The sequence below is a fragment of the Paracoccus sp. TOH genome (assembly GCF_030388245.1).
Lineage (GTDB): Bacteria > Pseudomonadota > Alphaproteobacteria > Rhodobacterales > Rhodobacteraceae > Paracoccus > Paracoccus simplex.
Genome location: NZ_CP098360.1, coordinates 694,980 through 708,909 on the forward strand (window position 1 = coordinate 694,980; position 13,930 = coordinate 708,909).

At 68.5% G+C, this 13,930-nt stretch carries 12 protein-coding genes; 6 read left to right on the plus strand and 6 right to left on the minus strand.

Translation table 11 applies throughout. The features are described 5' to 3' along the window. The first annotated feature begins 4 nt into the window (after positions 1-4). The 5 genes from rnc (at position 5) to NBE95_RS03410 (ending at position 5,525) form a co-directional block, all read left to right on the plus strand. On the plus strand, positions 5-694 hold the full coding sequence (gene rnc, locus NBE95_RS03390) for a ribonuclease III (RefSeq protein WP_289894469.1): 690 nt from the start codon (positions 5-7) through the stop codon (positions 692-694). Continuing rightward, positions 691-1,602, plus strand: a complete 912-nt coding sequence (gene era, locus NBE95_RS03395) for a GTPase Era (RefSeq protein ID WP_289894470.1) — start codon at positions 691-693, stop codon at positions 1,600-1,602. The genes rnc and era overlap by 4 nt, the downstream gene beginning before the upstream one ends. Next, entirely contained in the window at positions 1,595-1,930 is a 336-nt protein-coding gene (locus NBE95_RS03400) for a DUF1491 family protein (protein WP_289894471.1), read from the plus strand. The genes era and NBE95_RS03400 overlap by 8 nt, the downstream gene beginning before the upstream one ends. A 241-nt stretch (positions 1,931-2,171) precedes the next feature. Continuing rightward, positions 2,172-4,610 (plus strand): DNA topoisomerase (ATP-hydrolyzing) subunit B, encoded by a 2,439-nt coding sequence (gyrB, locus tag NBE95_RS03405; RefSeq protein ID WP_289894472.1) that lies wholly within the window; start codon positions 2,172-2,174, stop codon positions 4,608-4,610. 213 nt (positions 4,611-4,823) lie between these two features. Next, positions 4,824-5,525, plus strand: a complete 702-nt coding sequence (locus NBE95_RS03410; RefSeq protein ID WP_289894473.1) for an outer membrane protein — start codon at positions 4,824-4,826, stop codon at positions 5,523-5,525. A 61-nt stretch (positions 5,526-5,586) separates the two neighbouring features. Here the strand turns inward: NBE95_RS03410 and pdeM are convergent, their stop codons facing one another. From pdeM to NBE95_RS03435, 5 genes are read right to left on the minus strand one after another with little or no spacing between them, the layout of a single operon-like run. Next, positions 5,587-6,237 carry a ligase-associated DNA damage response endonuclease PdeM gene (pdeM, locus tag NBE95_RS03415; RefSeq protein WP_289894474.1) on the minus strand — a complete coding sequence of 217 codons (651 nt, stop codon included), beginning with the start codon at positions 6,235-6,237 and terminating at the stop codon, positions 5,587-5,589. After that, the gene (locus tag NBE95_RS03420; protein ID WP_289894475.1) at positions 6,234-8,669 is read right to left on the minus strand and encodes a ligase-associated DNA damage response DEXH box helicase; all 2,436 of its coding nucleotides are present in this window, start codon (positions 8,667-8,669) and stop codon (positions 6,234-6,236) included. The genes pdeM and NBE95_RS03420 overlap by 4 nt, the downstream gene beginning before the upstream one ends. After that, positions 8,666-10,210: a cisplatin damage response ATP-dependent DNA ligase gene (locus NBE95_RS03425; protein ID WP_289894476.1), complete on the minus strand. Its 1,545-nt coding sequence runs from the start codon at positions 10,208-10,210 to the stop codon at positions 8,666-8,668. The genes NBE95_RS03420 and NBE95_RS03425 overlap by 4 nt, the downstream gene beginning before the upstream one ends. Next, positions 10,207-11,196, minus strand: a complete 990-nt coding sequence (locus NBE95_RS03430) for a ligase-associated DNA damage response exonuclease (RefSeq protein WP_289894477.1) — start codon at positions 11,194-11,196, stop codon at positions 10,207-10,209. Before NBE95_RS03430 ends, NBE95_RS03425 begins: the two co-directional genes overlap by 4 nt. A 30-nt stretch (positions 11,197-11,226) precedes the next feature. Then, on the minus strand, positions 11,227-11,700 hold the full coding sequence (locus tag NBE95_RS03435; RefSeq protein WP_289894478.1) for an Lrp/AsnC family transcriptional regulator: 474 nt from the start codon (positions 11,698-11,700) through the stop codon (positions 11,227-11,229). A gap of 73 nt (positions 11,701-11,773) precedes the next feature. Between NBE95_RS03435 and NBE95_RS03440 the strand changes: the two genes are divergently transcribed. Next, entirely contained in the window at positions 11,774-13,195 is a 1,422-nt protein-coding gene (locus NBE95_RS03440; RefSeq protein WP_289894479.1) for an aminotransferase class V-fold PLP-dependent enzyme, read from the plus strand. On the opposite strand, the gene NBE95_RS03445 is transcribed toward NBE95_RS03440, so the two are convergent. Beyond that, on the minus strand, positions 13,173-13,871 hold the full coding sequence (locus NBE95_RS03445) for a YafY family protein (RefSeq protein ID WP_289894480.1): 699 nt from the start codon (positions 13,869-13,871) through the stop codon (positions 13,173-13,175). The genes NBE95_RS03440 and NBE95_RS03445 overlap by 23 nt on opposite strands. Positions 13,872-13,930: the final 59 nt, after the last annotated feature.

Consider the following 13,930-nt stretch of genomic DNA (forward strand, 5'->3'; position numbering starts at 1 on the left):
GGACATGAAGATTTCCGCAGACCTGCGCGCATTCTCGGACCGGCTGGGGCATGAATTCTCGCGCCCCGAGCTGTTGCGCCGCGCGCTGACGCATGGCTCGATCGCCAGCACCACCCGACCCGACAACCAGCGGCTGGAATTTCTGGGCGACCGCGTGCTGGGCCTGACCATGGCCGAGGCGCTGTTCTCGGCCGACCGCGCCGCGACCGAGGGCCAGCTGGCACCGCGCTACAATGCGCTGGTCAAGGGCGAGACCTGCGCCGCCATCGCCCGCGAGATCGGGCTGGGCGAGGTGCTGAAGCTCGGCCGATCCGAGATGATGTCGGGCGGCCGGCGGAAAGAGGCGCTGCTGGCCGACGCCATGGAGGCGGTGATCGCCGCCGTCTATCTGGATGCCGGCTTCGAGGCGGCGCGCGGCGTGGTGCTGCGGCTCTGGGCCGAGCGGCTGAAGAATGTCGAAAGCGACGCCCGCGACGCCAAGACCGCGCTGCAGGAATGGGCGCAGGCCCAGGGCATGACCCCGCCGCGCTATCTGCAGACCGCGCGCAGCGGCCCGGACCACGCGCCGGAATTCGAGATCACCGTCCGGCTGGACGACGGCCGCGAGGCCGCGGCCCGCGGCAAGGGCACCAAACGCAGCATCGAACAGGCGGCCGCCGCCGCGCTGCTCGAGCAGATCGAAAGAACGACATGAGCGAAACACGCGCGGGCTTCGTCGCCCTGATCGGCGAGCCGAATGCCGGGAAATCCACCCTGCTGAACCGCATGGTCGGGGCCAAGGTCTCGATCGTGACCCACAAGGTGCAGACCACCCGCGCCCGGATCCGCGGCATCGCCATGGCGGGCGCCAGCCAGATCGTCTTCGTCGACACGCCCGGCATCTTCCGCCCGCGCCGGCGGCTGGACCGCAGCATGGTCAAGGCGGCCTGGGGAGGCGCGGCCGATGCCGATGTGATCCTGCTTTTGATCGAAGCGCATCGCGGGCTGACCGACGGCGCGCAGGCGATCATCGACAGCCTGCGCCAGCATGCCGGCCAGACCCCGGTGGCGCTGGTCATCAACAAGATCGACCGGGTGAAGTCCGAGACGCTGCTGGCACTGTCGCAGCAGTTGAACACGGCCTTCGACTTTACCCGCACCTTCATGATCTCGGCCGAAAAGGGCTATGGCTGCGACGACCTGCTGGACTGGCTGGCCGGGCAGGTGCCCGAGGGGCCCTGGCTTTACCCCGAGGACCAGGTGGCCGACCTGCCGATGCGCATGATCGCCGCCGAGATCACCCGCGAGAAGCTGACCCTGCGCCTGCACGAGGAAATCCCCTACCAACTGACGGTGGAAACCGAACGCTGGGAGGAGAAGAAGGACGGTTCGGCCCGGGTCGAGCAGGTGGTCTATGTCGCCCGGCCCGGCCACAAGGGCATCGTGCTGGGCAAGGGCGGCGAGACGATCAAGGCCGTGGGCCAGGCGGCGCGGGCGGAACTGGCCGAGTTCATGGGCCGCCCCGTCCACCTGTTCCTGCAGGTGAAGGTGCGCGAGAACTGGCTGGACGAGGCCGAGCGCTACAACGAGATGGGCCTCGACTTCCGCGACGGCGATGCCTGAGGCAAGGCTGGCCGCCGGCATCTGGGTCGCGGCCTATCTGCGCCGGCTGGGGCTGGCCGACATCCCGGCCTATGTCACCCGGCATGGCGACGACACCGCAGGCAGCGTTCTGGTGAAATGCGCCACGCTGGACGGCCGCGCCAGCCTGTGGACCCGCGAATGGGATTTCGAGACCGACCGGCGGATCTGGCTGCGGCTGAACGAGGCCGAGGAGCGCGAGATCGACGCCGAGATCGCCCGCAATGCCGCCCGCGACCCCGACCTGTGGGTGATCGAGATCGAGAGCCGCGACGGCCGCACCCTGCTGGATCAGGACGGGCTGGCCTGAGCCGTGGCATGGGTATTTGGGAAACGGTGAAAGCCGGGAGGGATCGGCCCCGGCCCGGGCTGGGCATCGGCCCGGCGGCATGATCGTTTGGGGAACGAAGAAGCCGGATCCCGGCCGGGCGGAACGGCCGGGCGGACGGGGCCGGAGAACTGACGGCGGGCCGCTAAATCTTGTGGCTTTCCCGTGACATTCCGGACAGCGCACACTATAAGATGCGGGTCCAAGGCAGGATAAGAAGACAATGACCGAACCCGCCCCCCAGACCTCCGATTACGGCGCCGATTCCATCAAGGTTCTCAAGGGCCTGGAAGCGGTGCGCAAGCGTCCCGGCATGTATATCGGCGATACCGACGACGGTTCGGGCCTGCATCACATGGTCTATGAGGTCGTGGACAACGGCATCGACGAGGCGCTGGCCGGTCATGCCGATTTCGTGCGCGTGAAAATCCATGCCGACAGCAGCGTCTCGGTGCGCGACAACGGCCGCGGCATTCCGGTGGACATGCACCCGACCGAGGGCGTCTCGGCGGCCGAGGTGATCATGACCCAGCTGCATGCCGGGGGGAAGTTCGACCAGAACAGCTACAAGGTCTCGGGCGGCTTGCACGGCGTCGGCGTCTCGGTGGTGAACGCGCTGTCGGACTGGCTGGAGCTGCGCATCTGGCGCAACGGCAAGGAACATTTCGTCCGCTTCGAGAATGGCGACACGGTCGAGCATCTGCGTGTGGTCGGCGATGCCCAGCCCGGCGAGAAGGGCACCGAGGTGCGCTTTCTGGCCTCGTCCAGGGAGGACCGGCCGGACGGCACCTTCTCGAACCGCGACTTCAGCTTCAAGGTGCTGGAGAACCGGCTGCGGGAACTGGCCTTCCTGAACTCGGGCGTGCGCATCATCCTGGAGGATGAGCGCCATGCCGAACCGCTGCGGACCGAGCTTTACTATGAAGGCGGCGTGCGGGAATTCGTGAAGTTCATTGACCGTTCCAAGACCCCGGTCATGCCCGAACCGATCTTCATCCAGGGCGAGAAGAACGGCATCGGCATCGAGGTGGCGATGTGGTGGAACGACAGCTATCACGAGACGGTGCTGCCCTTTACCAACAACATCCCGCAGCGCGACGGCGGCACCCATCTGGCCGGTTTCCGCGGCGCGCTGACCCGCGTCATCAACAATTACGCCCAGACCAATGCCCAGGTCCGCAAGGAGAAAGTCGATTTCACCGGCGACGACGCGCGCGAGGGGCTGACCTGCGTGCTGTCGGTCAAGGTGCCGGACCCGAAATTCTCCAGCCAGACCAAGGACAAGCTGGTCTCCTCCGAGGTGCGGCCCGCGGTCGAGGGGCTGGTGGGCGAGAAGCTGGCCGAATGGTTCGAGGAAAACCCGGCCGAGGCCAAGTCGATCCTGGGCAAGATCGTCGAGGCGGCGCTGGCCCGCGAGGCGGCGCGCAAGGCCCGCGAACTGACCCGGCGCAAGACCGCGATGGACGTGGCCAGCCTGCCCGGCAAGCTGGCCGATTGCCAGGAAAAGGATCCGGCCCTGTCCGAGCTGTTCATCGTCGAGGGCGACTCGGCCGGCGGCTCGGCCAAGCAGGGCCGCTCGCGCCAGAACCAGGCGGTGCTGCCCCTGCGCGGCAAGATCCTGAACGTGGAGCGGGCGCGCTTCGACCGGATGCTGTCCTCGGACCAGATCGGCACGCTGATCACCGCGCTGGGGACCGGCATCGGCCGGGACGAGTTCAATCTGGACAAGCTGCGCTATCACAAGATCGTCATCATGACCGATGCCGACGTGGACGGCGCGCATATCCGCACGCTTCTGCTGACCTTCTTCTTCCGGCAGATGCCGGAGTTGATCGCAGCCGGGCATCTCTATATCGCGCAGCCGCCGCTTTATAAGGTCAGCCGCGGCCGCTCGGAAGTCTATCTCAAGGACGAGGCGGCGCTGGAGGATTACCTGATCGAGCAGGGCATCGACGGCGCCAGCCTGCGGCTGGGCAATGGCGAGCAGATCACCGGCGCCGATCTGGTCCGCGTGGTCGAGGAGGCCCGCACCGCCCGGCGCGTGCTGCGCGCCTATCCGACGCATTACCCGGCGCATATCACCGAACAGGCCGCCATCGCCGGCGCGCTGGTGCAGGGCCGCGTCGATGCCGATGCGCAGGGCGTCGCCAATGCCGTGGCGCAGCGGCTGGACATGATCGCCGAGGAATACGAGCGCGGCTGGACCGGCCGCCCGACCCAGGATGCCGGCATCCGCCTGACCCGGCTGCTGCGCGGGGTCGAGGAAAGCCGCACCCTGGACGGCCCGATGCTGCGCAGCGCCGAAAGCCGGCGGCTGGGCGCCATGACCGATGCGCTGCGCGAGGTCTATGGCCAGACCGCGCACCTGATCCGCAAGGATCGCGACATCCCGATCCACGGCCCGATCAGCCTGCTGCAGGCCATCTTCCTGGAAGGGGAAAAAGGCCTGTCCCTGCAGCGCTACAAGGGCCTGGGCGAGATGAACCCGGAGCAATTGTGGGAAACCACCCTGGACCCTTCGGCGCGGACCATGCTGCAGGTGCGCATCGAGGATCTGTCCGAGGCCGACGACATCTTCACCAAGCTGATGGGCGATGTGGTAGAACCGCGACGCGATTTCATCCAGCAGAACGCGCTGAGCGTGGAAAATCTGGACATCTGAGTCGCCGTGTCTTTCAATCTCCGCAGCGAATCGCTAAGTTTTGATTCAATTTCTGGTTGATTGTTGCCATCCTGCCGCGGATTGCATGTGAGAATTGTCATGTGATGCGGCAACGCTTGCAACCTCGGGGTTGCAGGTCTAGCTCTGAATAAAATTTCGACGCCGGCCAATGCATAATCTTGTCCGTGTCGTCCTTCGTATAGGAGTAGAAACATGCGCGCTGTTCGTCTGAACGCCATCCTCGCCGCCTCGGTCGCTTCGCTGGCGCTCGGCAGCCTGGCCGCCAATGCCGGCGGCTACACCCCCCCGGTCGTGGATGCCGGTGTCGTCGCCCCGGTGGTCGAGACCGCTCCGGTCGGCAACTGGCAGGGCGGCTATGCCGGTCTGACCCTGGGCTATGGTTTCGGCGGCGATGACGATGTGGGCATCAACGGCACCACCCCCGGTTCGCTGGAAATGAGCGGCGCCAATGCCGGTATCCGCCTGGGCTATCGCTGGCAGCGCGACCGCTGGGTCGTCGGCCCGGAACTGGGCTTCGAGGGCGGCAACATCGACGACAGCTTCTCGGCCGACGGCTACGATGCCGAATCCAAGGTCAAGAACGTGCTGGCCCTGCGTCTGAAGACCGGTTACGTCTTCGAAAACGACATCATGGTCTATGGCATCGCCGGCGTGGCGCGCGGCAAGGTCGATTACTCGGTGACCGGCAATGGCGCCGACATCGACGACACCTACACCAAGACTGGCTATATCGTCGGCCTGGGCGCCGAAAAGATGATCAACGACCGTTGGTCGGTCACCGGCGAATACGAATATGCCAACTTCGGCAAGGAAAACCTGTCGGACGGCACCTATGAAACCAATGCCACGGCCAAGTTCCACAACCTCAAGGTCGGCGTGAACTTCAAGTTCTGATCCAAGGGATCTGATCCCGTTCCACGGATAGAAAGGGTCGCCTTTGGGCGGCCCTTTTTCGTCAGCGCCTCAGGCCGACCGGCAAGGCGATGGCGCGGCGGCCGCAGGCGATCGCCAGGCCGCGCGGAACCAGCGCCCGCAGCGCCGGATCGTCATGCGACAGCCCGCCGGTATAGACGCCGAAGGCCGGCAGCAGCAGGTGGTCCGGTCCCAGCAGGAAGGCGCGGCGCCGTTCGCCGGCAAGCCGCACCACCGGATGGAAATGGCCGGAAATATCCGGCCCGGAACCTGCCTCGTGCCGCAGCGCGACGCCGCCCAGCATGACGCTCTCCGCCGCCTGTCCGGGCAGGCCGGCCGGCGCGCCCGGATCGTGATTGCCGCCGATCCACAGCCAGTCGCAGCGCTGCGCCAACCGCGAGAGGGCAGTGACGACCAGCGGGTCCAGCGCCTCGGCCGCCGCCAGATCGTCGAACCCGTCGCCCAGGCTGACGACGCGGCTCGGCCGCAGGGCCGCGATCTCGGCCGCCAGCCGCTCCAGCGTCGCCAGCCCCTCATAGGGCGGCAAAAGCGCACCGCCGCGCCGGGCCATGCGTTCGGACTTGCCCAGGTGCAGATCGGCCACGATCAGCCAGCCGCCATCCGCCCACCACAGCGCGCCCGAGGCCCGCGCCTCAAGCCGCAAGCCATGGAAATCGAAGCCGTATCCGTTCATGCGATCCCTTCCAGCCCTGCCTCGGCCATCAGCGCTTCGGCCTCGATCTGCGCCAGCCGCTCGCGACCCTCGCCACGGATCGGCACCCGGCCGACCTCCAGCAGCAAGGGCGCGGCCATGGGCGAGACGCGGTCGAGCATCCGATGCTCGCGCCGGGGCGAGCGGTCCAGCATTTCCTCGATCCGGCCGAAATCGACCAGGCCCCGGCCCGCCTCCTCGGCGGTGATGCGCAGCAGCAGGTGGCCGGGATCGTATTTGCGCAGGGTGTCGTAAAGGATGTCGCTGGAAAATGTCGCCTGCCGCCCGGTCTTGCGTTGCCCCGGCATGTTGCGCTGGATCAGCCCGGCGACGGTGGCGACAGTGCGGAAGCTGCGCTTCATCACCGCATTCCCGCCCAGCCAGTCGCCCAGCCCCGCCCGCAGCCGCGCCCGGTCCAGCAGCGGCGCCGGATAGCGCAGCGGGTCCAGCGACCAGACCAGCAGCGCGTAATCGGTGGACAGGAAACCCAGCGGGCCCAACCCTTGTTCCTCCATTTCGCGGGTCAGCAGCAGGCCCAGCGTCTGCAGGGCATTGCGCCCGGCGAAACCGTAAAGCGCGAAATGCCACAGCCCGGCATGGGGAAAGCTTTCCGACAGCAGCAAACCCGGCTGGGGCAGCGCCGAAACCTGGGCCTGCAGATCCAGCCAGTCGCGGGTCTGCGCCGGCAAGGCGCCGTGCCGCGCCGGATCGCCGATCAGCGCCAGCACGCGATGGGACAGTTGCGTGGACATGGCCAGCTTGACGCCGGAATAGACCGCGATCTTGGGCTGCCGGGTCGGGGCGGGCGTGACCTCGATCACCATCTCGCGCATCGCGTCCATGCGCACCACCCGGCCGCCGATCAGGAAGCTGTCGCCGGGGGTCAGGCTGGCGGCAAAGCCCTCCTCGACCTCGCCCAAGGGCGCGCCGCCGCGGCCGCGCAGCCGGACCTTCACCATCTCGGCCTCGACGATGGTGCCGACATTCATCCGCAGCAGTTTCGCTGCCCGCGGGTCGCGCAGCTGCCACAGGCCGGTCCGCAGCATCAGCCGCTGCCAGCGGTCATAGGCACGCAAGGCGTAGCCCCCGGTCGCGGCGAAATCCAGGCAGGCGTCGAAATCCCCCCGCGTCAGCCCGCGATAAGGGCCGGCCGTCACCACCTCGGCATAAAGCGCATCGGCGTCGAAGGGCGCGGCGCAGGCGGTCAGCAGGATATGCTGACACAGCACGTCCAAGGGCCCCGGTCCGCGCGGATCGCCGTCCAGGTCGCGTTCCCGCACCGCCTCCAGCGCGGCGATGCATTCGATCTGCTCGAAGCGGTTCGCCGGCACGATCCGCGCCTTCGAGGGCGCGTTGTAGCGGTGGTTCGCCCGGCCGATGCGCTGCACCAGCCGCTTGACGTTCTTGGGCGCCCCGACCTGGATCACCAGATCGACGGCGCCCCAGTCGATGCCCAGGTCCAGGCTGCCGGTCGCGACCACGGCGCGCAGCTCGCCCGCCGCCATCGCCGCCTCGACCCGGGCCCGCTGCTCGCGCGCCAGGCTGCCGTGATGCAGGCCGATGGGCAGGTTCCCGTCATTCGCGGCCCAAAGCGCCTGGAAGAACAGCTCGGCCTGGGCACGGGTGTTGATGAAAATGATCGTGGTGCGGGCCGATTTCACCGCCGCCAGCACCTCGGGGATGGCATGATGCCCGCCGCCGCCGGACCAGGGCGCCGGGCGCGCGGTGGGCAGCATGGCGATATCCGGCTCGGGCCCGGGATCGGCCTCGACCACCGTCACCGGCGCGGCTCCGGCCATGAAACGCGCCAATGCCGCCGGATCCTCGACGGTGGCCGACAGCCCCGTGACCAGCAGCCCCGGAGCCAGCCGCCGCAGCCGCGCCAGGCCCAGCATCAGCTGGTCGCCGCGCTTGCTCTCGGCCAGGGCGTGCAACTCGTCCAGCACCACCCGGCGCAAGCCGCCGAAGATCGCCGGCGCCTCGGGATAGCTCAGCATCAAGGCCAGGCTTTCCGGGGTCGTCAGCAGGATCTCGGGCGGATCGACGCGCTGGCGCCGGCGCTGGCTCTGCCCGGTATCGCCGGTCCGATCCTCGACGCGGATGCCCAGCCCCAATTCCGCCACCGGCCGGGCCAGGTTGCGGCCGATATCCGCCGTCAGCGCCTTCAGCGGCGAAACGTAAAGCGTATGCAGGCCGCCCTGCGCCGCTTCTCTGTTGCCCAAATACCCATCCTGCGGCCGTGCCGCCTGCGCCAGTTCCACCAGCGAGGGCAGGAACCCCGCCAGCGTCTTGCCGCCGCCGGTCGGTGCGATCAGCAGGCTGTCGCCCTCGGCCGCCAGCAGCGCCAGCTGATGCGGGTGCGGCTGCCAGCCCTGACGGGCGAACCAATCCTGAAACGCCGGCGGCAAGATCACAGCATCGCCTCGAGCGTGGCCAGGTGATCGGCCTCGGCCGCCGGCTTGTCCCAGCGGATGCGGCTGATGCGCGGAAAGCGCATCGCCACGCCCGAGCGGTGCCGGGTCGATCGGTTCAGCCCCTCGAAGGCGACCTCGACCACCAGCTTCGGCGCCAAAGCCCGCACCGGCCCGTACCGCTCGACGGTGTTCTGGCGCACGAACCGGTCCAGCTCGCGTAGTTCGGCATCGGTGAAGCCGAAATAGGCCTTGCCCACCGGCACCAGCTCGCCGCCGTCCCACAACCCGAAGGTGAAATCGGAATGAAAACCCGACCGCTTGCCATGGCCGCGCTGCGCATAGATCAGCACCGCGTCGATCACCATGGGATCGCGCTTCCACTTGAACCAGGGCCCGCGCGGCCGGCCGGAGAGATAGGCGCTGTCGCGGCGCTTGATCATCACCCCCTCGATCACCGCCGCCGGCGGCTCGGCGCGCAGCGCCGCCAGATCCTCCCACGAGGCGAAGTCCAGAAGCGGCGAAAGGTCGATGCGGGCGCCGAAATCCACCGCCTCCAACACCGCGCGCCGCGCCTCCAGCGGCTCGGCGCGCAGGTCGCGGCCGTCCCAAAGCAGCAGGTCGTAAAGCCGCAGCCCGGCCGGATGGCTGGTCAGCAGCCCCTTGCCCACGGTCTTGCGGTTCAGCCGCTTCTGCAGCTCGCCGAAAGGCGCAACCTCGCCGTCGCGCCGCACGATCAGCTCGCCATCGGCGCTGCCTTCGAAATCCATCGCTTCGATCACATCGGGAAAAGCATGCGAGATATCCTCGCCGGTGCGGGAATACAGCCGCCGCATCCCGCCTTCGCTGACCGCCTGCACGCGGATGCCGTCCCATTTCCATTCCGCGAAATACTCGCCGGGGTCCAGCGCGCGCAATTCTTCCAGATCGGTCGGCGTGGACAGCATCACCGGCCGGAACGGCGCCAGCGCCGCGCTGTCCGGCCGCGCCCCGCCGCCCAGCCAGCCGAACAACGAGCCATAGGGCGGGGCGAGGCCATGCCAGATCTCCTCGATCTCGGGGACCGAGGGCGCCCCCATCGCCGCCAGCGCCATCCGCGCCATGCGGGCCGAGACGCCGACCCGCAGATTGCCGGTGGCGAGCTTCAGAAAGGCCAGCCGCTCGGACGGGCCCAGCCGGTCCAGCATCGCGGCGATGGCGCCGGGCAGCGCCGCCTTGCCGGTCCCCTGCAACAGTTCCACCGTCTGGGACAACGAGGGACCGTCCTCGGCCCCCTCGGGCCAGACCAGCGCGATGGTCTCGGCCAGGTCGCCGACGAAATCATAGCTCAGCGCCAGAAGCTCGGCGTCCACCCGCTCGGCCGCCAGCCCGCGCAGAAGCGAGGGCGTGACCCGGCGCAGTTCCAGATCGCCGGTCAGCGCCGCCAAGGCCCAGCCGCGATCCGGGTCCGGCGTGCGTTCCAGATAATGCTGCAAAAGCTGCAGCTTGGCATTCCGCGCCGGCGTGAAGGCCAGCCGTTCCAGCAGGGCGGCAAAGGCCTTCATTCCGCCTCGTCCTCGTAGCCCACCAGCCGCAGCGGCCGGGCGGGGATCTGCGCCAGCTCGCACCAACGCATCACGCCATCCTCGGCGCCATGGGTGACCCAGACCTCGGCGGGCGCCAGTTCCGCCAGCGTAGCGGTCAGCGCCGGCCAGTCGACATGGTCGCTGATGACCAGCGGCAGCTCGACGCCGCGCTGCCGCGCCCGCGCCCGCACCGCCATCCAGCCCGAGGCGAAACCGATCACCGGGTCGCGGAAGCGCTGCACCCAGGGGCTGGAAAAGGCCGAGGGCGGGGCGATCACCAGTTGCGCCGCCACCTCCTCGGCGGTGGCCGGCACCAGCACGCCCAGATCGACGCCGCGGGAGGCATAGAAATCGCACAGCACCCGCAGCGCGCCATGGATGGCGATGGGCGCGTCATAGCCGGCCTCGCGCATCAGCGCGATGACATGCTGCGCCTTGCCCAGCGCATAGGCGCCGACCAGATGCGGGCGGTCGGGAAACTCGGCCATGCTGGCGAGCAGCTTGTCCACCTGCGTCGAGGGCTCGGGAAAGCGGAACACCGGCAGGCCGAAGGTCGCCTCGGTCACGAAGACGTCGCAGGGCACCGGCTGGAAGGGCGTGCAGGTCGGGTTCGGCTGGCGGGCGTAATCGCCCGAAACGACGATGCGGCAACCGCCGGCCTCGACCGCGATCTGGCTTGATCCCAGCACATGCCCGGCCGGGTGAAAGCCGACGGTGACGCCGCCGATGCGGGTTTCCCCTTCGGCCACCTGGGTCGCGCCGGCAAAGCCGTCGCCCATGCGCAGCCGCATGATCTCCAGCGTCTCGGCGGTGGCCATGACCGCGCCATGGCCAAAGCGGGCATGGTCGGAATGGCCGTGGGTGATCAGCGCGCGCGCGACCGGCTGCAGCGGGTCGATATGAAAGCCGCCCGCGGGGCAGAACAGACCGGCTTCGGTCGGGAACAGGATGGAATCGGCGCGCATGACCCGAAGATGTAGAACATTTCGTGAAAATCAAGCCGGGGACAGCGGCCGGCCCTCGAAGATCGTCTCCATCGAGAAAACGCCGGTGACGCGTTCCAGATCCATGTCGGCGATCAGCCGCTTGTAAAGCGCGTCATAGCCCGCCATGCCGCCCACCACCGCCTTGGCCATATAGTCCCATTCGCCGCCGATGCGATGGAACTCGGTGATCTGCGGCAGCGATTCGATGCGGGCGCGGAAACGCCGCGCCCAGGCGTCGTCGTGATGGCGGGTGCGGATCATGATGAACACCGTCAGCCCCAGTCCCAGCGCCGCCGCGTCGATGACCGCACGACTGCCTTGCAGCACCCCGGCCTTGGTCAACCGCTGCAAGCGCCGCCAGCAGGCATTCTGCGACAGGCCCACCCGCTCGGCCAGCTCGCGCTGCGACAGGGCGGCATCGCGCTGCAGCAGCGCCAAAAGACGGTTGTCAATTTCGTCCATTGAAAGATATTTACCGTTCATTTGACAACCTATAACTGGAATATCTGTAGATATTCAGAATGATTTCTCGCTGTCGACGGGTCAAGATGGTCGCATGACCAAGAGGAACCCGATGCCGCCTTTCGACAGCTATCTTGCCCGGCTGGGCGACAACCCGCTGCAGAAGATCCATGATGGCGTGATCGGCCGCGACGCGGTGATCGACGGACCCTTCGGGCCGCGGCGGATGATCTATGCCGATTACATCGCCTCGGGTCGGGCGCTGCGGCCCATCGAGGACTGGGTGATGGAAAACGTCCTGCCCTGGTATGCCAACAGCCATACCGAGGCCAGCCATTGCGGCGGCGCCATGACCCGGCTGCGCCGCGCGGCGCGCGAGGCGATCGGGTTCTGCACCCATGCCGGCCCGGACCATGCGGTGATCTTCACCGGCTCGGGCGCCACGCAGGGCATCAACCGGCTGGTGCATCTGCTGGCCGCCGGACCGGGGACCACGGTGCTGATCGGGCCCTACGAGCATCACTCGAACATCCTGCCCTGGCGCGAAAGCGGCGCCGAGGTGGTGACGATCCCCGAGGCCGCGACCGGCGGCCCGGACCTGGCGGCTTTGCGGCAGACGCTGGCGCGCGCAGCCGGGCCGGTGATCGGCAGTTTCTCGGCCGCCTCGAATGTCACCGGCACGCTGACCGACGTGGCCGAGGTCACGCGCATCCTGAAGGCGGCGGGGGCCAGGGCGGTCTGGGACCATGCCGGCGGCGCGCCCTATCTGCCCATCGACATGCGGCTGGGCATGGATGCGGTGGTGCTCTCGCCGCACAAGTTCATCGGCGGGCCGGGCGCCTCGGGCGTGATGATCCTGCGCCGCGACGCGGTGCTGGCCGACCGTCCCACCCTGCCCGGCGGCGGCACGGTGCGTTTCGTCTCGCCCGAAGGCCACGATTACTCCCTGTCGCTGGAGGCGCGCGAGGAAGGCGGCACCCCGAACGTGATCGGCGACATCCGCGCCGCCCTGGTCTTGCTGACCAAGGCTGCCGCAGGAGAGGAGCGGATCGCGGCGCGCAATGCCGAATGGCTGGCGCTGGGGATGGCGCGGCTGCGCCACCATCCGCGCATCGAGCTGCTGGGCAAGCTGGACGCGCCGCGCCTGCCCTTCTTCAGCTTCCGCATCCGCGACGGGCGGGGCGGATACATCCATCAGCAACTGGCGACGCGGATGCTGTCGGACCTTTACGGCGTGCAGGCGCGCGGCGGCTGCGCTTGCGCCGGGCCTTACGTCCATCACCTGCTGGGGCTGGGGCCCCAGGATTCGGCCCGGCTGCGCGCCGCGATCCTGGCCGGGGACGAGATCGAGAAGCCCGGCTTCGTGCGGCTGAACCTGTGCTGGGCCGCCCCGCGCGCCGAGGTCGAGGCGATCCTGGACGCCGTCTGCGACCTGGCCGGGCGCGCGCCGGATCACCTGGCGCATTACCGCTGCGACCGCGCCACGGCGATCTTCACCCCGGTGGCGGCGGAATAGCGCGGCAGGCGACGTAGTCGCGCACCAGGGCCACGCGGCGCGGCCGGAAGCTGTCGCCGCCCGGCCGCAGCGCCTGGATGCGCGGAATGTGAAAGGTGCGGAAATCCTGCCGCAGCCGGCAATGCGCCAGCAGCATCATGTGATTGTCGCTGTAGGACATGCCTAGCGGCCAGATCTCGCGCGTGCTGGTCCGGCCCTGCAGGTCCAGATAGTCGATGATCAGGCTGCGCTCCTCCCACAGGGCCTGGCGCAGCAGCGCCATGTCCACATGCAGCGCCGGGCGCGGCGAGGGCTCGCGGAACAGCCGCATGGTGGCGTGCATGGCGTGGCGGCCCTGGCTTTCCGGCAGGGTGGCGATGATGCGGGCCATGGCATCCTCGCCCGCGCGGGCCAGCTCGGGATCGCCCAGCGTGCGCAGGCCCGAGATGGCCAGCAGCAACGCCTCGATCTCCAGCCGCGAGAAGCTTTGCGGCGGCAGGGCCGGGTCTTCGGTCAGCGTGTAGCCCAGCCCCGCCTCGCCGTCGATCAGCGCGCCGCCGGCGCGCAGCGTGGCGATGTCGCGATAAAGCTGGCGGGGCGAAACCCCGGTCTCCTCGGCCAGCCGCGCGGCGGTCACCGGCGCGGGCAGGCGGCGCATGGCGTCCATCAGGCGCATCAGCCGGTCGGTGCGGGACATGCTGTCACCTTCTGTCAGGGTTCCGGCGCCATCATGCCCCCGCAACCCAAGGAGGCCAA

Excerpts from the sequence above, each read along its gene's own strand:
- NBE95_RS03440 (WP_289894479.1), top strand. The coding sequence starts at position 11,774 with ATGACCAAGAGGAACCCGATGCCGCCTTTCGACAGCTATCTTGCCCGG.
- NBE95_RS03425 (WP_289894476.1), bottom strand. The coding sequence starts at position 10,210 with ATGAAGGCCTTTGCCGCCCTGCTGGAACGGCTGGCCTTCACGCCGGCG.
- era (WP_289894470.1), top strand. The coding sequence starts at position 691 with ATGAGCGAAACACGCGCGGGCTTCGTCGCCCTGATCGGCGAGCCGAAT.
- pdeM (WP_289894474.1), bottom strand. The coding sequence starts at position 6,237 with ATGAACGGATACGGCTTCGATTTCCATGGCTTGCGGCTTGAGGCGCGG.
- NBE95_RS03430 (WP_289894477.1), bottom strand. The coding sequence starts at position 11,196 with ATGCGCGCCGATTCCATCCTGTTCCCGACCGAAGCCGGTCTGTTCTGC.
- gyrB (WP_289894472.1), top strand. The coding sequence starts at position 2,172 with ATGACCGAACCCGCCCCCCAGACCTCCGATTACGGCGCCGATTCCATC.
- NBE95_RS03400 (WP_289894471.1), top strand. The coding sequence starts at position 1,595 with ATGCCTGAGGCAAGGCTGGCCGCCGGCATCTGGGTCGCGGCCTATCTG.
- NBE95_RS03435 (WP_289894478.1), bottom strand. The coding sequence starts at position 11,700 with ATGAACGGTAAATATCTTTCAATGGACGAAATTGACAACCGTCTTTTG.
- NBE95_RS03445 (WP_289894480.1), bottom strand. The coding sequence starts at position 13,871 with ATGTCCCGCACCGACCGGCTGATGCGCCTGATGGACGCCATGCGCCGC.
- rnc (WP_289894469.1), top strand. The coding sequence starts at position 5 with ATGAAGATTTCCGCAGACCTGCGCGCATTCTCGGACCGGCTGGGGCAT.
- NBE95_RS03410 (WP_289894473.1), top strand. The coding sequence starts at position 4,824 with ATGCGCGCTGTTCGTCTGAACGCCATCCTCGCCGCCTCGGTCGCTTCG.